The 18,824-nt window shown below is 30.1% G+C and carries 16 protein-coding genes, 1 riboswitch and 2 other annotated features; of the genes, 2 read left to right on the forward strand and 14 right to left on the reverse strand.

The genetic code is table 11. The features are described 5' to 3' along the window. Positions 1–239 precede the first annotated feature (239 nt). From KM800_RS06105 to KM800_RS06145, 9 genes are all read right to left on the reverse strand, one after another. Positions 240–671 carry an Lrp/AsnC family transcriptional regulator gene (locus tag KM800_RS06105; RefSeq protein WP_017752176.1) on the reverse strand — a complete coding sequence of 144 codons (432 nt, stop codon included), beginning with the start codon at positions 669–671 and terminating at the stop codon, positions 240–242. A 177-nt stretch (positions 672–848) separates the two neighbouring features. Then, entirely contained in the window at positions 849–2,225 is a 1,377-nt protein-coding gene (locus KM800_RS06110) for an FAD-binding oxidoreductase (RefSeq protein ID WP_217812293.1), read from the reverse strand. Between the two features lie 28 nt (positions 2,226–2,253). Beyond that, entirely contained in the window at positions 2,254–2,916 is a 663-nt protein-coding gene (locus KM800_RS06115; RefSeq protein ID WP_217812294.1) for a methionine ABC transporter permease, read from the reverse strand. Then, the gene (locus KM800_RS06120; protein WP_217812295.1) at positions 2,909–3,946 is read right to left on the reverse strand and encodes a methionine ABC transporter ATP-binding protein; all 1,038 of its coding nucleotides are present in this window, start codon (positions 3,944–3,946) and stop codon (positions 2,909–2,911) included. Before KM800_RS06120 ends, KM800_RS06115 begins: the two co-directional genes overlap by 8 nt. A 110-nt stretch (positions 3,947–4,056) precedes the next feature. Continuing rightward, positions 4,057–4,914: a MetQ/NlpA family ABC transporter substrate-binding protein gene (locus KM800_RS06125; protein WP_217812296.1), complete on the reverse strand. Its 858-nt coding sequence runs from the start codon at positions 4,912–4,914 to the stop codon at positions 4,057–4,059. 120 nt (positions 4,915–5,034) lie between these two features. Next, on the reverse strand, positions 5,035–6,210 hold the full coding sequence (locus tag KM800_RS06130) for a DEAD/DEAH box helicase (protein WP_217812297.1): 1,176 nt from the start codon (positions 6,208–6,210) through the stop codon (positions 5,035–5,037). A gap of 78 nt (positions 6,211–6,288) precedes the next feature. Beyond that, the gene (gene ilvA / locus KM800_RS06135; protein ID WP_217812298.1) at positions 6,289–7,500 is read right to left on the reverse strand and encodes a threonine ammonia-lyase; all 1,212 of its coding nucleotides are present in this window, start codon (positions 7,498–7,500) and stop codon (positions 6,289–6,291) included. A gap of 99 nt (positions 7,501–7,599) precedes the next feature. Continuing rightward, positions 7,600–7,875: a binding site (T-box leader), on the reverse strand. A 46-nt stretch (positions 7,876–7,921) separates the two neighbouring features. Then, positions 7,922–8,443 carry a peptidylprolyl isomerase gene (locus KM800_RS06140; protein WP_217812299.1) on the reverse strand — a complete coding sequence of 174 codons (522 nt, stop codon included), beginning with the start codon at positions 8,441–8,443 and terminating at the stop codon, positions 7,922–7,924. 90 nt (positions 8,444–8,533) lie between these two features. Beyond that, on the reverse strand, positions 8,534–9,415 hold the full coding sequence (locus KM800_RS06145; protein ID WP_217812300.1) for a DMT family transporter: 882 nt from the start codon (positions 9,413–9,415) through the stop codon (positions 8,534–8,536). Positions 9,416–9,697: 282 nt separating this feature from the next. Between KM800_RS06145 and KM800_RS06150 the strand changes: the two genes are divergently transcribed. Continuing rightward, positions 9,698–10,834: a hypothetical protein gene (locus KM800_RS06150; protein WP_217812301.1), complete on the forward strand. Its 1,137-nt coding sequence runs from the start codon at positions 9,698–9,700 to the stop codon at positions 10,832–10,834. A 115-nt stretch (positions 10,835–10,949) separates the two neighbouring features. Here the strand turns inward: KM800_RS06150 and asnB are convergent, their stop codons facing one another. The 5 genes from asnB to KM800_RS06175 form a co-directional block, all read right to left on the reverse strand. Then, positions 10,950–12,539: an asparagine synthase B gene (gene asnB, locus KM800_RS06155; RefSeq protein ID WP_217812302.1), complete on the reverse strand. Its 1,590-nt coding sequence runs from the start codon at positions 12,537–12,539 to the stop codon at positions 10,950–10,952. 47 nt (positions 12,540–12,586) lie between these two features. Continuing rightward, positions 12,587–12,860, reverse strand: a binding site (T-box leader). Between the two features lie 197 nt (positions 12,861–13,057). Next, positions 13,058–13,621, reverse strand: a complete 564-nt coding sequence (locus KM800_RS06160) for a MarR family transcriptional regulator (RefSeq protein WP_254906474.1) — start codon at positions 13,619–13,621, stop codon at positions 13,058–13,060. Between the two features lie 138 nt (positions 13,622–13,759). Beyond that, entirely contained in the window at positions 13,760–15,061 is a 1,302-nt protein-coding gene (locus KM800_RS06165) for an acyl-CoA thioesterase/bile acid-CoA:amino acid N-acyltransferase family protein (RefSeq protein WP_217812303.1), read from the reverse strand. 290 nt (positions 15,062–15,351) lie between these two features. Next, positions 15,352–16,884 carry a methyl-accepting chemotaxis protein gene (locus KM800_RS06170; RefSeq protein WP_217812304.1) on the reverse strand — a complete coding sequence of 511 codons (1,533 nt, stop codon included), beginning with the start codon at positions 16,882–16,884 and terminating at the stop codon, positions 15,352–15,354. Between the two features lie 49 nt (positions 16,885–16,933). Further along, positions 16,934–17,920, reverse strand: a complete 987-nt coding sequence (locus tag KM800_RS06175) for a 3-oxoacyl-[acyl-carrier-protein] synthase III C-terminal domain-containing protein (protein WP_217812305.1) — start codon at positions 17,918–17,920, stop codon at positions 16,934–16,936. Between the two features lie 126 nt (positions 17,921–18,046). Then, a riboswitch (cyclic di-GMP riboswitch) is annotated at positions 18,047–18,136 on the reverse strand. 324 nt (positions 18,137–18,460) lie between these two features. Here KM800_RS06175 and KM800_RS15655 point away from each other — a divergent pair. Further along, complete coding sequence (locus KM800_RS15655; protein ID WP_330655533.1) at positions 18,461–18,541, forward strand: putative holin-like toxin; 81 nt, start codon at positions 18,461–18,463, stop codon at positions 18,539–18,541. Positions 18,542–18,824: the final 283 nt, after the last annotated feature.

An 18,824-nucleotide genomic window follows, 5' to 3' on the forward strand; every position in this document is an offset into this window, starting at 1 on the left:
CGCCCTCCTGTATTTTAATAGTTTAATAATTTTTCACATCTTTTTTTGATAGTTTTAAGTATAATTAAATATTATATTATTAAATAAATTTTTTCAATGTTTCTTAAAATTTATGTACAATTTATTTTTTATTATACTTTGTGCAAAAAATTTTATGTTATTTTATTATATAGGGCAAAAATTTTTCAGTTTGATAATTTAGCGTAACTTACTTTATAAATTTAGCTATATGAAATATGTTATGCTTCACCTTTCACATTTTTTAAAACACAGTAGGTTTTTGTTCTGGATACACCTTCTATACTCTTTATCTGACGATGAATTTTTTCCAACTCTTCTGGAGATTTGCAAAGTATTTTTAATATAAAATCAAAATCACCAGTTAGATAATAACAAAAAACTATATTACTGCTTTCTTTAATTGCATTAGTAAATGATTCATAAAATTTCGGATGATCCAAACTTACTTCCATTAAAGCACTTGTATTATTCCCCATTCTATTTTCATCCAGTATTATAGTATATCTTTTTATTATTCCATTTGTCTCCATTTTTTTAATGCGCTCAAGAACTGCCGAAACTGATAGATGAATTCTCTTGCTTATTACTGATGCTTTAACTCTAGCATTAGATTTTAAACACTCCAATATTTCATAATCCATATGATCCATAATATACCACTCCAAATAATATTTTAAATTATAAAAACAACTAAATTTATTTTATCATATATATCTTTAAAAAATATAAAAAAGGTATATGTAAATAGGCCTCTGCTTCAATTGCCTATTTATATATACCAGTTTAATACTCCAACTACTGTCATGAATTACAAATCAATATTTTAGTCATATTGAATATGATTTACCGCAATTTAAAATTCCCTTTTCATCAAAGGCTTTTTTTATTTTTCTCATATACTCTACATTCATCTTATCCGTTACATCAATAAAATATGGTTTCTTGTTAATTCCTATGCCATGCTCTCCAGATGGCAGTCCATTGAGTTCCTTTCCTTTTCTATAAAGAGCTTTAAGTAGTTGCCTTGATTTTTCATTCCATAGATTTTCTTCCATGCCATTTCTTATTACACATAAGTGTACATTTCCATCACCAGCGTGGCCAAAGCTACTTATCTTAATTCCAAATTCCTTTTCTGCTACTTTCGTATAATTAATAAAATCTGCAGACCTGTCTATTGGAACTACTATATCTATAGGTTCCTGTTCAGATACAGCTTCTACTGCCGTAACCAAAGCTCCTCTTATTTTCCAGGTTCTGTCTATATCATCCTTTTTATCCAATAAAATAAAATCCAGAGCATTATTTTCTAAAGCAACTTCTTTTACTTTTTTATAATTACTCTCTATTTCGAATTCTTCATCTCCGTCAAATGTTAATAATAAATACGCTTTTCCCTTATCACATGGAAATTTTAACTTTAAAAATCTTTCTGCATTTTCAATAACATCACTTTCCATAAATTCAATAGCTGTAGGATTGGCATTCTTTTTTATTATCTTGATAACTGTATCTATTCCTTCTTTTAAAGAGTTAAATGGAATAATAGCACTTATACTCTTTTTGGGTTTTGGTATAAGTTTTAATACTGCCCTGGTTATAATTGCAAGAGTACCTTCCGAACCTATTATTAAATCCTTTATATCAAGTCCAGAACTATTCTTTATTACTTTTCCACCTGTATTTAGTATGGTTCCATCGGCTAAAACTACTTCCAAACCCATAACATAGTTTCTTGTAACCCCATATTTTACAGCTCTCATTCCGCCGGCATTAGTACTTATATTGCCACCTATTGAAGCATTTTTTTCTCCTGGATCCGGAGGATAAAAAAGTCCCTTGTGTTCAACAAATTTTTGAAGATCTACAAGTAAAATTCCCGGTTGGACAGTTACTGTAAGAGTATTTTCGTCTAATTCAACTATATTTTTCATTAAGGATAAATCTAATATAATGCCTCCCCTGGTAGGAATAGTTGCACCAACCAATCCTGTACCAGCTCCTCGCGGAGTAACAGGTATGCCATTTTCATAGGCTATTTTCATTATGCTGCTTACTTCTTCTGTGTTTATCGGAAATATTAATACATCAGCTTTACCTTTATGTCTGTTTAGTGCATCACTTAAATATTTGTCCTCTATATCTTTTCCTATCTTTATCCTATTTTTATCTTTTATAATATCAGATAATTTTTCAAAATCCATAAATCTTCCTTCTTTCCATGAATGCTTCCTATCTTTTTGAATATAGCTTTGCAAATCCATCGCCTATAAATTGTATAGCCTGAACTACAACTACTAATATAATTACTGTAGCTATCATTACTCCAGTTTCATATCTATAGTAACCATATCTGATAGCCAGATCACCTATACCGCCTCCGCCTACAATTCCTGCCATGGCTGAAAATCCAATCAAACTTACCAGAGTTACAGTTATTCCCCTTATAAGACTTGGAAGAGATTCAACTATAAGTACATCTGTCAATATCAATCTTATCTTTGCTCCTGAAGCAACTGCAGCTTCCAGAACACCTTTGTCCACTTCATTAAATGCACCTTCTGAGATTCTGGCAAAGAAGGCAATTGAAGCAATTGAAAGTGGCACAGATGCCGCCTGTGGTCCTATATTAGTCCCAATTATGATTTTAGTTACTGGAAGTAACAATACCAATAATATTATAAATGGCAAAGAACGAATTATATTTACAATAATACCTGCAATAGAATTGATAATTTTATTTTTAAAAAATAACGGGTTAGATGTAAGATATAATATCAACCCTATGAGTCCACCTACAACAATGGATAAAACTATGGCTATACCTATCATATTAAGAGAGTCTCTAATTGCCTGACCCAATTCGTTATGTAATATGTTAAAAGTATTATTCAATTGAATTCACCTCTCTTTGTAAATTGTAATTTTCTTCAATTCCAGATACATTTTCTTTCATATACAATTTTGCCTTTGCTATTTCCTCCTTGTCTCCTGTAATATTTACAATTAAAATACCCAGCGGCTTATCATTTATATAATCAATCTTTCCATGAATTATACTTAAATTAACATTAAATTTCTTTGAAACATCTGATATTAGTGGATCTATACTTCTATCTCCTTTAAAATAAAGTTTCACCAATTCTCCCACTTGAATTAATTTCTCAATTCCAGGTGACAATTCAATGTTCAAATTTTTATTTATCAATGATTTAGTTACTTTATCCTTAGGATTTGCAAATATGGAATAGACATCATTTATCTCAACTATTTTACCTGAACTCATTACTGCTATCCTGTTGAAGAAAGTTTTAGCTACTTCCATTTCATGAGTAATAAATACAATAGTTATACCATATTTCTTATTTATTCTTTTGAGTAGATTTAAAATTTCTTCAGTATTTTCCAAATCTAAAGCAGAAGTTGCTTCGTCACACAACAATATCTGAGGATTGTTTGCCAGTGCTCTAGCAATACCAACTCTTTGCTTTTGCCCACCGCTTAAATTTGCCGGATAAGCTTTTGCCTTATCCTCCAAAGAAACCAGCTTTAATAATTCTTCTACCTTCTGTTTACGTTTATTTTTAGGATAGTTGTTTGCTTTAAGCACGAATTCTACATTTTTATATACTGTTTTACCACTTATTAAATTAAAATGTTGAAAAATCATACCGATATTCAGTCTGATTTTTCTAAGAAGTTCACCCTTTAAATGTGTAATATCCTTACCATCAATTATGACTTTTCCACTAGTCGGTTTCTGTAATAAATTTATAGTCCTTACTAAAGTACTCTTTCCTGCTCCACTTAAACCTACTATGCCAAATACTTCTCCTTTATTTATCTTAAGATTAACATCTTTAACTGCGTAAACTTTAGTGTTTTTCACATTAAAAACCACGTTGATATTCTTTAGTTCTATCAAAAACCTCACTCCTAAAACTCTCATATAAATAATTGAAATTTATAAATTATTATTGCAGGGTAAACTTAATGGGAGTATTAAACTCCCATTAAATAAAATAAATTCATTTTTTATTTTATACCATATTTGTTTACATACCATTCCGGTTTGTCAAAAGACTTAAATTCTCCATTTTTATCTTCGATAGTATTTTTAAATTCTGTAGATTCTACAGCGGACTTTAAATCTTTTCCTAAATCTTTGTTTAAATCCTCTGTCCTTACTGCTACTACATTTTTATAATTTTCTTCTAATTTTTCTACTGCTAAAGCTTTTGAAAAATCCATTCCTGCTGATATAGCATAGTTACCTGTAATAAGTGCAATATCAACACTATCCAAACTTCTTGGTTCCTGAGCTGCCTCTATAGGAACCAGCTTCAGATTCTTCTTATTTTCTATTACATCATCTTGTGTTGCCTTAGTCTCATCAATATTATCTTTAATTTTAATTAATCCTTGATTTTTAAGTAATGTTAAAGCTCTTGCCAAATTTGAAGGATCATTTGGTATAGCTACCTTGGCTCCATTAGGTAAATTTTTTAACGATTTTATATTATTTGAAAATATACCCATACCAGCTGTTGGCACAACTATAACTGCTGATAATTTCAAATTATTATCCTTGGAAAACTTTTTCAAGTATGCTGTGTGTTGAAAAAGATTAGCATCTATCTCTTTATTAGCTAATGCCTTATTTGGCTGAACATAGTCGCTAAACTCCTTAACAGTTACTTTATATCCTTTTTTTTCAAGAGATGGCTGTATTGCCTTTTTCACCATGTCACCATAAGGTCCCGGGCAAACTCCTATAGTAATATTCTTTGTCCCACTTGTACTTGAACTATTATTTGTTGAACCACAAGCTACTGTTCCCAATGTTAATATAGCTGTTAATCCAATTAATAAAACTTTTTTCAACTTATTCATTGTTTTTCCCCCTAAATACTTCTGTATAATTTATTGATGATTACTATACTTAATTCTATTCTTATAGGATTATTATATAATTAATTTTTTATTTGTCAATATTTCTGCTGCATTCGTTGCTTAGTAATGATTCTTTCTTATATTCCTACTAGAGTTACCTATAGAATATGGATGATCTTTAATTACTGGTATTGAATATGATATGGTTTTTTGAATATCCGAGAGATACTCTCTTTCTTCATCATCACAAAATGAAATTGCAATTCCCTCTGCTCCTGCCCTTCCAGTACGTCCAATTCTATGAACATATGTCTCTGGTGTATCCGGTAAATCAAAGTTTATTACATGAGATATTTTCTCTACATCAATACCCCTTGCAGCTATATCCGTCGCCACTAAAACTCTTATCTTCTTTTCCTTAAAATTACTTAGAGCAAGTTGTCTTGCATTTTGTGACTTATTTCCATGAATAGCTTGAGCTTTTATTCCGACTTTAACAAGATCCCCTGTTATTTTATTTGCCCCATGTTTCGTTCTTGAAAATACAAGAACAGATTTAAAAGATTTGTCCTTTAACAAGTGCACAAGCAGAGAAGTTTTGCTTCTTTTTCTTACAAAATATACTTCCTGTTTAATAGTATTAATTGTAGATGAAACAGGCGCAACTTCTACTTTAACTGGTTTTACTAGAATAGAATCCATTAATTTTGAAATTTTCTTTGGCATAGTAGCAGAAAATGCCATGTTATGCCTACTCTTAGGCAGTTTTGCTATAATCTTTTTTACATCATGTCCAAGACCCATATCAAGCATTCGATCTGCCTCATCAAGTACAAAGAACTTTATATTCTGTAAATTTACGTATTTTTGTTGTATTAGATCCAACAATCTGCCTGGTGTTGCAATCAAAATGTCTACTCCAGCTTTTAATGCATTTGTTTGTGATTTTTGTGAAACTCCACCAAATATAACAGTATTTTTTAACCCCGTATATGTTCCGTACGCTGTAAAGCATTCTCCAATCTGTATAGCTAATTCCCTAGTTGGAGCTAATATCAAAGCTCTAATACTTTTTGAAGACCTCTTTTGCATTATTTGTTCATTATAAACAAGTTGTAATATAGGAACAGCAAAGGCCGCAGTTTTACCCGTACCTGTCTGGGCACATCCTTCCAAATCATTTCCTTTAAGTATAACTGGAATACATTGTTCCTGTATAGGAGTAGGATTAGTATATCCCTGGTTCTTTAAAGCTTTTAAAATAGGTTCAATAATATTTAATTTTTGAAATAACATTTTTCTCCTTTTGATGACGAAATTAGGTGCGATAAACGCTGTAGCATTAATAGCCACAGCATTTATTTAAGTTGATTCCTAGCAAACTCTATGTACATCATACCCATAATCATTTAATTTCTTGACTATATCTTCTATATGCTCATATCCATTTGTTTCTACCGTTACTTCCAGACCAACATGTTTCAATCTATCCACTGATTTAAATTGATTATGCTCCAATTTTATTACATTAGCTCCTTCTTCTGCTAGTATTTGAGCTATTTTAAGAAGTTGTCCTGGAGTATCCTGAAGATTAACTGAAAAACAGAATATCCTTCCTCTTGAAAACAATCCCTTGTTTAAAAGTGAAGCTATTGTTACTACATCTATATTTCCTCCACTTATTAAAGATACTACTTTCTTGCCTTTAAAGTTTAATCTCTTTAGTGCTGCAAGAGACATTGCTCCTGTTGCTTCTGCTATAAGCTTATGCTTTTCCAAAATAACAAATACAGCTTCCATGAGTTCCTGATCACTTACTGTAACAATTTCATCTACATATTCTTTTATTACTTCAAATGTAAGATCTCCAGGTTGTTTTACTGCTGCTCCATCTGCAATGGTATCAACTTTATCTGCATAAGTAAGTTTACCAGTATCAAAGGAAATCTTCATTGGATTTGCACCCTCTGCCTGAACTCCTATTATCTTTATATCAGGATTAATGGATTTAGCTGCTACTGATATTCCACTTATCAATCCGCCTCCACCAATTGGTACAATTATTGCATCAACATCTTTTAGTTCGTCTATTATTTCAAGTGCTATAGTTCCCTGACCTGCCATTACATCTACATCATTAAAAGGGTGAACAAAAGTATAACCATTTTCTTCTTTAAGTCTTTTTGCTTCTTCATAGGCCTCATCATAAACTTTACCTTTAAGTACTATGTTTGCACCATAGTTTTTAGTGGACTGAACCTTTATAAAAGGTGTAGTCTCGGGCATTACAATTGTTGCCTTGATTCCAAGTTTCTGTGCAGAGTAGGCAACTCCCTGTGCATGATTTCCTGCTGATGAAGCTATTAGTCCCTTTTGTTTTTGTTCATCACTCAATTTACCGATTTTATTAGATGCGCCTCTTAGTTTAAACGCTCCAGTAATCTGAAGATTTTCAGGCTTTATGTATACTTCATTTCCACTTTCTCTGCTAAATTCCGGGCTATATATCAATTTAGTTTTTACACATATATCTTTTATTCTCTCTTTAGCCTCTAATACATCCTTTAATGTTAAATTTACTTTCATAATTAAAATCCCCCTTCTCGTGTTTAGTATTACATTAATTTATATATTTTTTCAAAAATAAAAAAACTTTCGCTCTTATAAACATAATATTATTATGTTTATAAGGACGAAAGATTATATTTCCGTGGTACCACCTTATTTGCAACTTTAAGTACAAGTTGCCCCTCATTTCAGGTCATTATTCAATAAAATTTGATGTTTACTCAAAAACCCTAACCATATATCGCTGGTATACGTCCTTGTTTACTTGGAAAAACCTTTCTACTTGGAAGCTCCGAAGTGATAAACAATATTCAAATCAACGCCAACTTACACCTTATATTGGCTCTCTTAAGTCAATCTATAAAATATTTTCCTCTTCATCACAGCTTATATTATCTATAATACACTTTGATAAGTATATTATTTTTCTTTAAAGTTGTCAACTTATTTTTTCAGGTTCAGCATATTGTACATCAAAAGTTTCTACAGTAACATTTTTCATTTTCTGATCTTCATATGGCTTATCATTATAATCTGTTTCCTTCAGTACTATATCACTTACCGTCTCTATTCCTTCTATAACTTTTCCAAAGGAAGCATAACTTCCATCAAGATGTGGTGCATCATCTGTCATTATAAAAAATTGTGAACCTGCAGAATTTGGATCCATAGTCCTAGCCATGGATATTACACCCTTTTTATGTTTAAAATCATTTTTAAAATCATTTGATGAGAATTCACCTTTAATTGAGTATCCCGGGCCGCCTATTCCTGTTCCCTCAGGGTCTCCTCCTTGAATCATGAATCCAGGTATGACTCTATGAAAAATTGTATCATCATAGAATCCATTTTTTACTAATGATATAAAGTTATTTACTGTATTAGGTGCAATTTCAGGATAAAGCTCTATTTTTATATTTTTTTCATTTTCCATTTCAATTGTAACTATAGGATTTTTCATTGGTTTGCCTTCTTTCTATAAATCAATATTGTGTTTATTATATGTATATACAATAAATTTTATTGCAGCGGCTGTCAAGTACCACCGATTCTATTTTGTGTTAAGCATTTGAAACAAAATTGATCCCCCTACAATAATACATCCACCAACTATAGTTATAAAAGATGGAATTTCTTTAATTATAATCAATCCCATAATTGTAGATAATAAGGGTGTAATGAACATAAAATTTGTAACAGTAGTAACTTTTTTTGTTTTTGACATAGCTGCCATCCATATTAAATAAGCTATTGCCCCAGGCAAAAATCCAAGGCAGGCAACATTCAATATTTGGAGTGTAGGGGCTTTATATAATTGTATTAAACCATCTTTCAAAAAAATACCCAGCAATATAGTACCTGCAAATATACTATATGTAGTTGATTGAAGTGAAGTATATTTTTTCAATATCCTACGCTGCAGCATGTTATAAATTGCAAATGAAACAGCTGCTCCCATCATCCAGTTAACTCCTCTATTAATTGCAAATACACCATTGTTTACCGCAATAATAATTATACCTAAAAACTCTATTCCTATTGCAAGCCAGCATATCTTATTGATTTTCTCTTTATAAAATATCATTGCAAGAACAGCCGTTATAATCGGAACTGTACTAATAAGAATGCTTGATGTAGATGCACTTAAACTTACTGAGCCTTCATTAAATGCATATATATAAAATGAAAACCCTGTAAATCCTGCCAGGAAAAATATAGGAATATCCCTTATACTGGGCAATGAAATTTTTTTAATAACTGCAAAAGCAATTAATAAAATACTTGCAAATAAATATCTGACCGCTCCCAATGATTCAGGTGTAAAATTTACAAGGGCTACTTTCGTAAACACAAAGGCAGATGCCCATAAAATAACTGTTATAAACGCATATATCATTACACTTTTATTTGTATTGCTCGCTGTATCTGTCAAAGAATCACACTTCTTCCCATATTAAATAAAATAGTATTGCAAAATATTGTTTTTTATAGTATATATAATTTAAAGCAAATTGTCCAAGTTTAATTATACTTTCCTGAATTTATCTTCTATAATTCCTTTTCAAAGGTATTTTATTTTAAATCAAGGAATATAATTTTATATAAATTGTTAACATTGGTAAACTAGGTTTGACACGTGTATCTATCTAATTTATAATTTAATTGCACATTAGTGGGAAAATTTATTTGGGAAGAATGAGGAAGCGAAAATAATATGATAAATATAATTAAAACTGCTATTATAACTATAGTAATATCGTTTATATCCGGGCTATTGTTGGATTATTATAAAAATTTAGCACCCAGGCTATTATGTAATGTAGGAAATGGTATCCCGCTAAAAGTAAACGGTGAAAAATTTTATGCGTACATTATTACAATTAAAAATACATCAAAAAAAATAATTCATCAGTTAAATATAGACATACAAAGTTCTCAAGATAATTTAAAAGCTAGAGATGCAAAGATAACAAAAGGTTTAAAATTTGATTCTTCAGTAAAAAACACCTCTCTGGATGTTTATATACCTTTTTTGAGCAGAGGGGATAAGTTTTCGGTTACTTTATATGTAAAGAATCAATACACAACTCATAATCAACCTGTTATTGCCATTAGGTCTCCTGAAAATTTCAAAAAGGTAGACTCTTCAGGACAAAAAGGTTTTTTATCTTCACTATTAAATATACCTGAAAGTATAGGCAACCTAGTTTCAAGGACAAGCAAAGAGAATGAAGCAGTAACTCCTGATAAAAAAGGAGAGACATTCTATAGAAATAATGCTGGTAAAACTAAAAAAATACTGATAAGTATTGTATCAATTGTATTAGTTGTACTTATTGGAATTTTAACAAAGTACTATTTAAGTGGAACACCTGACAATACACCAACTTCAAATACAACTACCAGCGTTCCAACTCAGTCCAATGATACAACAGGATCATCATCTGGGCAAAAGACTAAAAATACTGATACAAATACATCAAAATATAGAAAAAATAATAGTACAAATACATCTAATACTGGAAGTAATGAAGGAAATACATCAAAGAAGGATTCGACATCAACTTCAAATACAAATACATCAACAGATGGAACTAATTCAAAATCGTCATCAGGTACAAATAGTTCAAATACAAATAAGACTACGAATTCAGATTCAAATACATCAAATAGCGGTACGGACTCAGATAAAAGCACAAATTCAAATACATCAACAGATGGAACTAATTCAAATACAAACACAAATACATCAACGGATGGAACAAGTTCAAATTCAAATACATCAACAAGTGGGTCAAACCAAAATGCTAATACATCCACTGGTCAAACTAATTCAAATACTAATAAATAGTGTGAACTTACAAAAATATTTGATAGTTACCAGTAAAAAGAAATGTGTCTTGGAAAATACATGAATGTATTTTCCAAGACACATTTCTTTTAATATATTGAATTGGATTTTTTAATTATTTACCGCTGGCACCATAGTTTGCTAATACTCTCGCACTAGGGTCATTTACATTGCATCCTTCCCATTCTTTGTTTGGCATCCAGAAATCTACTATCATTTCTGCTTGTCCTGGATAATATTTTTCAAAAATTTCTCTATATAACAATGATTCTTTTGTGAATGGTTCAGCGTGACAATCATAGTTTTTGCATAATTTTTCAAATTTTTCTTCAGAATAGCATATTTCTGCATATTCCTTTAAATAGTCTACCATTGAATGGCCTACAGCATCACTAAATGCTGCTTTTTCACGATATAAAATATCTTTTGGCAGATAGTCACCTTCAAATGAATGTCTTAAAAGATATTTACCCTTGTTGTATTTGTTTAATTTCTTTTCAGGGTCAATCTCCATAACATATTTTACAAAATCTATATCACCAAACGGTACCCTTGCTTCTAAAGAGTTTGAGCTAATACAACGATCTGCACGAAGTACATCGTACATATGAAGTTGTCGTATTCTCTTTTGCGATTCCTTTTGAAATTCTTCTGCATTTGGAGCAAAATCAGTATATTTGTAACCAAATAATTCATCTGAAATTTCACCTGTAAGAAGAACTCTTACGTCAGAAATCTTGTGTATTTTCTTACAAATCAAATACATTCCCATACTTGCTCTTATTGTAGTAATATCATATGTTCCAAGAATCTTAATAACCTCATCAAGCGATTCAAGAACTTCTTCTTTAGTCATATAAACAACAGTATGATCACTATGAATGTAATCTGCAACTTCCTGTGCATATTTCAAGTCGATTGCATCTTCACTCATACCTATTGCAAATGTTTTTATTGGCTTTTCAGGATTCATTTTTTGAGCAACCGCACATACTAGTGAACTGTCCAAACCGCCACTTAGCAAGAAGCCTACAGGAGCATCAGCATCCATACGTTTTTCTATAGCAGTCACCAATTTATCATGAATTTTAGTACAAATAACTTCCAAACTGTCTTTGCAATAATCTCCTTCTGTTGCTGCTATATCGCAATAACATGTAAATTTACCATCTGCATAATAATGTCCTGGTGGAAATGGCATAATCTTGTCTGTAAGACCAATTAGATTTTTTGCTTCACTGGCAAATATTATTTTACCTGATTCTGAATAACCGTAGAATAGAGGACGAATTCCAATTGGATCCCTTGCTGCAATATAGCTGTCTTTTTTTCCATCGTATATAACAGTTGCAAATTCCGCATCTAATTTTGAAAACATATCTAATCCATATTCATAATACATGGGAAGTAATATTTCACAATCACTATCGGAAATAAACTTATGTCCCTTTTCTATTAGTTCATTTTTGAGTTTACGGAAGCCATAAATTTCACCATTGCATATAGCCGCATCCACATTTCTTGTAAATGGCTGCATTCCACTAAAACTTAAATCCATAATAGAAAGTCTTTGAAAGCCAAAAATGCCAGATGGCAAAGTAAGAATTTCAGTCATGTCCGGTCCTCTAGACTCAGTTCTCTGCAATGCAGATGCAAATTTTTCATGTTTCATGTCTGTTCCCGTATAACACATAATTGTACACATATTAATATTCCTCCTCAGATATAAAAGTAGCGTTAATTCGTCTTAATTAATAGGACGAATTAACGCTTATCCGTGGTACCACCTAATTTACCATATCATATTGGTCTCTTTCCAGTTCTACTGGTATCCAAATAACGCATGGAATACGACTCTCCTACTTTATCTGAATCCATCTCAAAAGTTTGATTTAAAATACATCCTTCAGATATTTCAGTTTACAACTCCGGAGTGTTATTCAAAAAAACTCTGCCACTGAGTTCACACTGTCCTCAGCTCACTGTTGGTGAAATATTTTTTACTTATCTCCATCATAGCTTTTATTTGATGAGTTTAATTTTAAACTGTATACCTAGCTTTGTCAATACCTTTTTTATTATAATTGCACCTTTATCTTAACATAATATAGCTTATTTTTAGAATAAGCTTATAAAATTGATTATTTTCAAAGTTATTATTTAACATTTTAATTTTACTGTAAATTTATACAGCAATTTAATATTAAAGTTTGAGTAAAATAATCAATCAATACTTCTTCTCTTTAAAAATTTTTCTATTCCAACTCTTATTTCTTTATCTTTATCAATATTTTGTATCTCAACCTTTTCTTCAAACCCATCCATTTTTACACCATCAAAACAATATAACTTAATCAACAGCTTCCATAGAGTTTCTACTTCTTCTTTAGTAAAATCTTTGAAAATATCAGCCATAAAATTAATACTACCATCTCTGCCACACTTAATCATAATATTCATTCCTAAATCAGTCACACGTACGTTAACTGATCTCCTATCTTTTTTACTGGGTATTATGTACACAAAATTCTTTTTTTCAAGATTTTTAATTAATTGGGTTATATTCTGTTTAGTTGTTCCTAACTTTTTAGCAATGTTAATAAAAGTAGTTTCATCTTTAGGTAAATGAAGAACTGCAAGCATTGCCATATATTGTCTGGATGTTAATGGCTTACAATACTGATCCCCTGTAATTTGAAGTTTATTTGAAACTGAAATAAGACTTGAAAATGCCTGCTCCATAATATGCAGTAGATAAATTCCTTTATTATAATCAATATAATCCATGCTAAAAATCTCCTTCATAAATCTATAATATAATATATAATCTATAAATATTGTATTTAATCAATACATTGTCTATAGATTATATAATTTTGATGAGGAAATATCAATAATCATAAGATTAGCATACTATACTCATTCTTATTTTTTTAGTTTTTGTGATAAAGGTTCCATAAAAAATTCAATTGTTCTTTTCCATGATTCAAACTGTCCTTTTACATTCCCTTCTATAGTTCCACCTGAAGAAAATACTCCTTTCATCATATTCATTGATAAAGTTTCGCTTATAGGAATAATATATGGTATTGGTATTGGATGACCCATTTTATCATATATTAACAATTCTATTTTGTACTTATAGTTGCTTTTTTTTAAATTATGTAGTATCTCCAAACACCCATCATAACTATTCCAGATATTACCTTCTTTTCCTGAAATCATGAGAATATCTGCTTCAGAATTCTCAACTTTTATTCTAGCTTCCTCTTTATTTGATGCTCTTTCAATACTTTTTTTATAGGTACTAGCAAATCCAAATGGAATTCCATTTTCTACAGCGTGCTTTCGATCTTCAAAAAATATATTATTATCAACTTCTATGTATGGAATTGACTGTCCTCTATATGACCAAGATGAAACATTATTTCCGCTCATCATTCCATTAAGTGCTTGAAAGCAATAAGCATGAGGCTCTATCACAACTACTTTTTTAATTTGTTTATATCGTGAAGCAAGTAAAAGTGCTAATTCTCCACCTTTTGATGTTCCATGCAAAAGTATTTCTTTACAATTTGTAATTTCATTAGTTTCAATCCATTCAAATATTTTTTCAAAGTATTCCAATGGAACTTTTTCTAATTTGTCTGGCAATCCTTTTGAAGCAAAGTATGGAACAGTAAGAACATTAAAACCTTTAGAAGCAAGTGGAGCTGCCATAAGAGATAGGCTACTCATATTTCCATCTGATCCACCTAGCATTAAAACTGTTTTGCCATTAGATTTTTCTTTATAGAATAATTGCCCACTAAAATTCTTTTCACATATATTCTTAACAATAACATCTTCTGTTTTAAATAACCTCTTTAAATTAATTTCTCTTTTTTCGTCATCAGATTCAAATACCATATTCATAATTATTGGTTCATTAATAGATATATTTTCTGCTATGTTTTTACCTTGACTTCTAGACTTTTTCAATGAATAAATTAATCCCATACTATCAGCAACTTTATAAGTACCTTCTACAGGACTATTTAAATCTAAATCCACTTCACCTTTTTCATCAGAGACAAATACCCCGTAAGATGAATATTCTTCTTCCGTGCACCATGGTAGTTCCATTTTCATACTAATTCTTAGTTTACTATTTGGACTAAGCTCACAAATTTTTATTTTTATTTTTTCACTTGCAAGTGCTTCTATATTATATATGTCTATTTTCATAATCCCATTCTCCCTGTAATATTATTCTCTATATTTTGAACAAAGCCATCTAATACTAAATTTATTACTTAAATTAAAATTTCGACAATATGTTGACTACTATAGTATATCTACTTAAAATATATTAGTCAATATATTTTCTAATATTTATAGTGATTCTAATATTAGCCCAGAAATTACAAAATAGTCATTTGGTTGTTATATTTCCTTACATTCTCACTTCTCTCAATTAATACAGAATGCCCATATATTTAATAAATCAATTTATTAAATATATGGGCACTTTAAATTTATTTAACAAGTTTATTCATATCTTCAGCAACATTTCTAAGTTCATTAATATTAGCCTCAATTTCTTCACTGGTAGCAGCATTTTGAGAAATTGTTTCTGTCACCATTTCATATTTTGATATTGTACTCTTAGTTATACTTGATATTTCTTCATTAAATTGAACTGCATTTTTAGTTTTTGTAAGTAGCATATTAGATTCTTTATTTATGTCCATTATATTATTGCTAAATAGCTTCAAATCAGAAGTCATTTTATTTATTCCTTTTACCGTTTCAGTTATAATACTATTTCCATCTTTAGAATGTTGATTATTATTGCTCATTTGTTCCTGAACTATATTAATTTTGTTCTTCAATTCATTTACTATTGCACTGGCCTGATTGAGTGATTCTTTTGTTCCCTCCGCCAGTTTTCTTATTTCATCTGCTACTACAGCGAAACCCTTGCCATATTCACCAGCTCTTGCTGCCTCAATTGAAGCATTCAAAGCAAGAAGATTGGTTTGTTCCGATATATTTCCAATAAGATTCAATATTTCATCTACTTTTTTTGATTTTTCTTCTAAGTCCTTTGTTGACTTGAATGTATCTTCTATACCATTTTTTATGTTCGTAATAATTAAAAGTGTATCCTTTAAAGATTTCTGATTTTTATCTGTAGTACTGATAAAATCATTTATTTTATCCTCACTGTCCATGGTTTTATCAACAACTACCTCATTAGCATCTAACAGTGTATTTAATACCTCTTTATTTCTACTCGATTTGTCAAGCATATTATCTGAATCCTTAGACACTGACCTTGTTGCCTCTGAAATTTCCACAAGTGAACCAGTCTGTTCCTCAATAGCAGAACTTAAATTTTCACTTGATGATAAAACAATATTGGAAATTTCAGATATTCTATTAAAAAGATCCAATAATTTTTGATTTTCCGATTTGATTTCAATTTCTTTCTCGGTAATTGATTTCAGTAATCTTGAAGCCATATATACTGTAATAAAAACAAGTGCAAAAGTTATAAAAGTAGCAGATACTGTCATTATTGGATCTGCAATACCCAGGCTTTTATAGTTAAGAATAGAAGGGTTATGTATAAATACTATTGTCTCACATAAAATACTTAAAACTATTGATGCTACAATCATCTTTAAATCAAAAAGCAATGCTCCGAGAACAATAAAAAAGAAAATTATAAGCCATACGGAATTCAAGTGCATCGTAAAATTAAGATATAAATACTGAAAATAAGTTATTATCAAAAGTGCGATTTTCGTTGAATTGAATCCTTTTAAATTGAATTTTCCTCCACCAAGTGTCCATTTATAGCACTTGTAAAATACAATACCATAAATGGTAACAAGTATTCCAAGAATAATTAGGGCATATACACTTATATCATTGTTAAATCCTGCTAATTTCATCGTGGAAAACATTATAAATGACATAATACAACATATCATATAGATTATAAGTACAATTTTGAGAGATTTCTCATTAAATTTTTTTTGAAAACTTTCATTAGAATTCATTTAATACCTCCTAGGAATAAATTTTATTTTTCATAACATATTTTGCCATCTAATATTTATATAAAATTACTATACCCTGGGAACCGGCAGCAAATGTCCAGATCATTATATAGTCTCCCCTTTTGACTTTATTTTTCTTTATTGACTCATATAAGGCTATGAAAGGACTGCTTGTACCTGTATATCCATATTTATTTCCTATATACATGCTTTTATCTTCATCTATATTCATCAGTTCTCTTATCTTTTCTATATTTCTAACCGCAAGTTGTGAAAAGCAAAACATACTAATATCATCTTTTGTCAGTCCATTGTTTTTTAACATTCTTGTCATAATTTCAACAGCACTAGAAACAAAAAAATCACTATCAAAAGGCTGCCATTTCAAATAAAGTTCATCCACATTTTTAGACTTTAAAAAATTAGAAAATCCACAACTTGGATACATGACCTTGTCAATTATAGATGTGTGAACATAATACTCATTATCAATTAAACCGCAATCATCATTTACCTTCTCTAAAATCATAGCACAAGCTGCATGTCCATAATTTCCATAGCATAATTCATTATTAGTGTCAACCAAGGCATTATCATCATCACATCCAATAATCAAAGCTCTTTTTGCATGTTTTGATGCCATCAGGTAATTCGACATGTTTTCTAAAGCAATGGCCATCCCTGCACAATTTGCATTCACATCAATACACATTACGTTGGCTCCCATATTCAATTTTTTATGTATCAGGATTGATGTTACAGGCACTATGTATTCAGACAATATAGAAGAATATACTAATGCATCTATATCATCCCCTTCAAGGTTTGCATTTTTCAATACAGTTTTTGCTGCATTTATGGCTAAAAGCAAACTTGATTCGCCTTCATCAAACATATACCTCTTGTCTCTTCCCATTACATCAACAAGTAAATGTTCTATATCCTTACCTTGCCTTTTAAAATGCTCTAAATAAATATCATTTGGAACAACTTTAGATGCATGACAAACATCGATAGAAATTAATCTTACTCCCATACTGTATCCTCCTTAAGAAATATACTTTATTTTACATTTGACCTATGTCTAAAAAAAATAAAAAGTGCCTATCATTTAATAATAGGCACCAAAAATATACATATAGAATCTCATATCTAAATATAATTTGGAAGCCTGGCAATCATAGAAAAATAATTTTTCTTCAGACCCATGGCTTTGCGACCTTACCTTTCGATAAGTGTGCTATTATCAATATATTATATTGTTATATTACACCCAAATTTTACAAAATTCAATAGTAATATCTATATTTTCACAATTTATTTCTTATATAGACTGATCTACTTCATAAAATAGATACTATATATTTTATTTAACTATATTCTTCTCATAATCACGATGAATAACTTCGAACAGCCATGAATATTGCATGCTGGCAATTCGTAGCTGATACTAACTGTAGAATTATTCTATTAGACATGCTATAATTTACTGGTACAATTGAATATGTTGCGTGTGGGCTACTGGTATCACTCATCCCTGTTGAAGGGAGGTGATACAATGAGTAATGACATCTTAATGTTACTTTTTGAAGCAGGATTATTCCTCATTTCACTATTAACATTTATAGTTTTACTTATTAAAGAAATAAAAAAATAGTAGCCCCGACTCGCAATTGGACGCTACTATTTTTATTTAATAAACATAGTAATACCAGTTGCCTAAGCAACTAGATTGTATACTACAGGATGTTAGCGCATCCTGTTTTTATTTTCTCTCTTTATAAGAGTATTATAACATATTTTATGATTTAAAATCATATTTTCTAAAAATTTTTGCTTATATCAACCCATTACACAAAAAACCTCCGTCATTTGTGATAAGGTTCTCCGTAACAAGTATAACGTAGATTTTTATTTTTTAAATTTACATATATGTAAAA

This window comes from Clostridium tyrobutyricum, from assembly GCF_019144085.1.
GTDB lineage: Bacteria > Bacillota > Clostridia > Clostridiales > Clostridiaceae > Clostridium_B > Clostridium_B tyrobutyricum_A.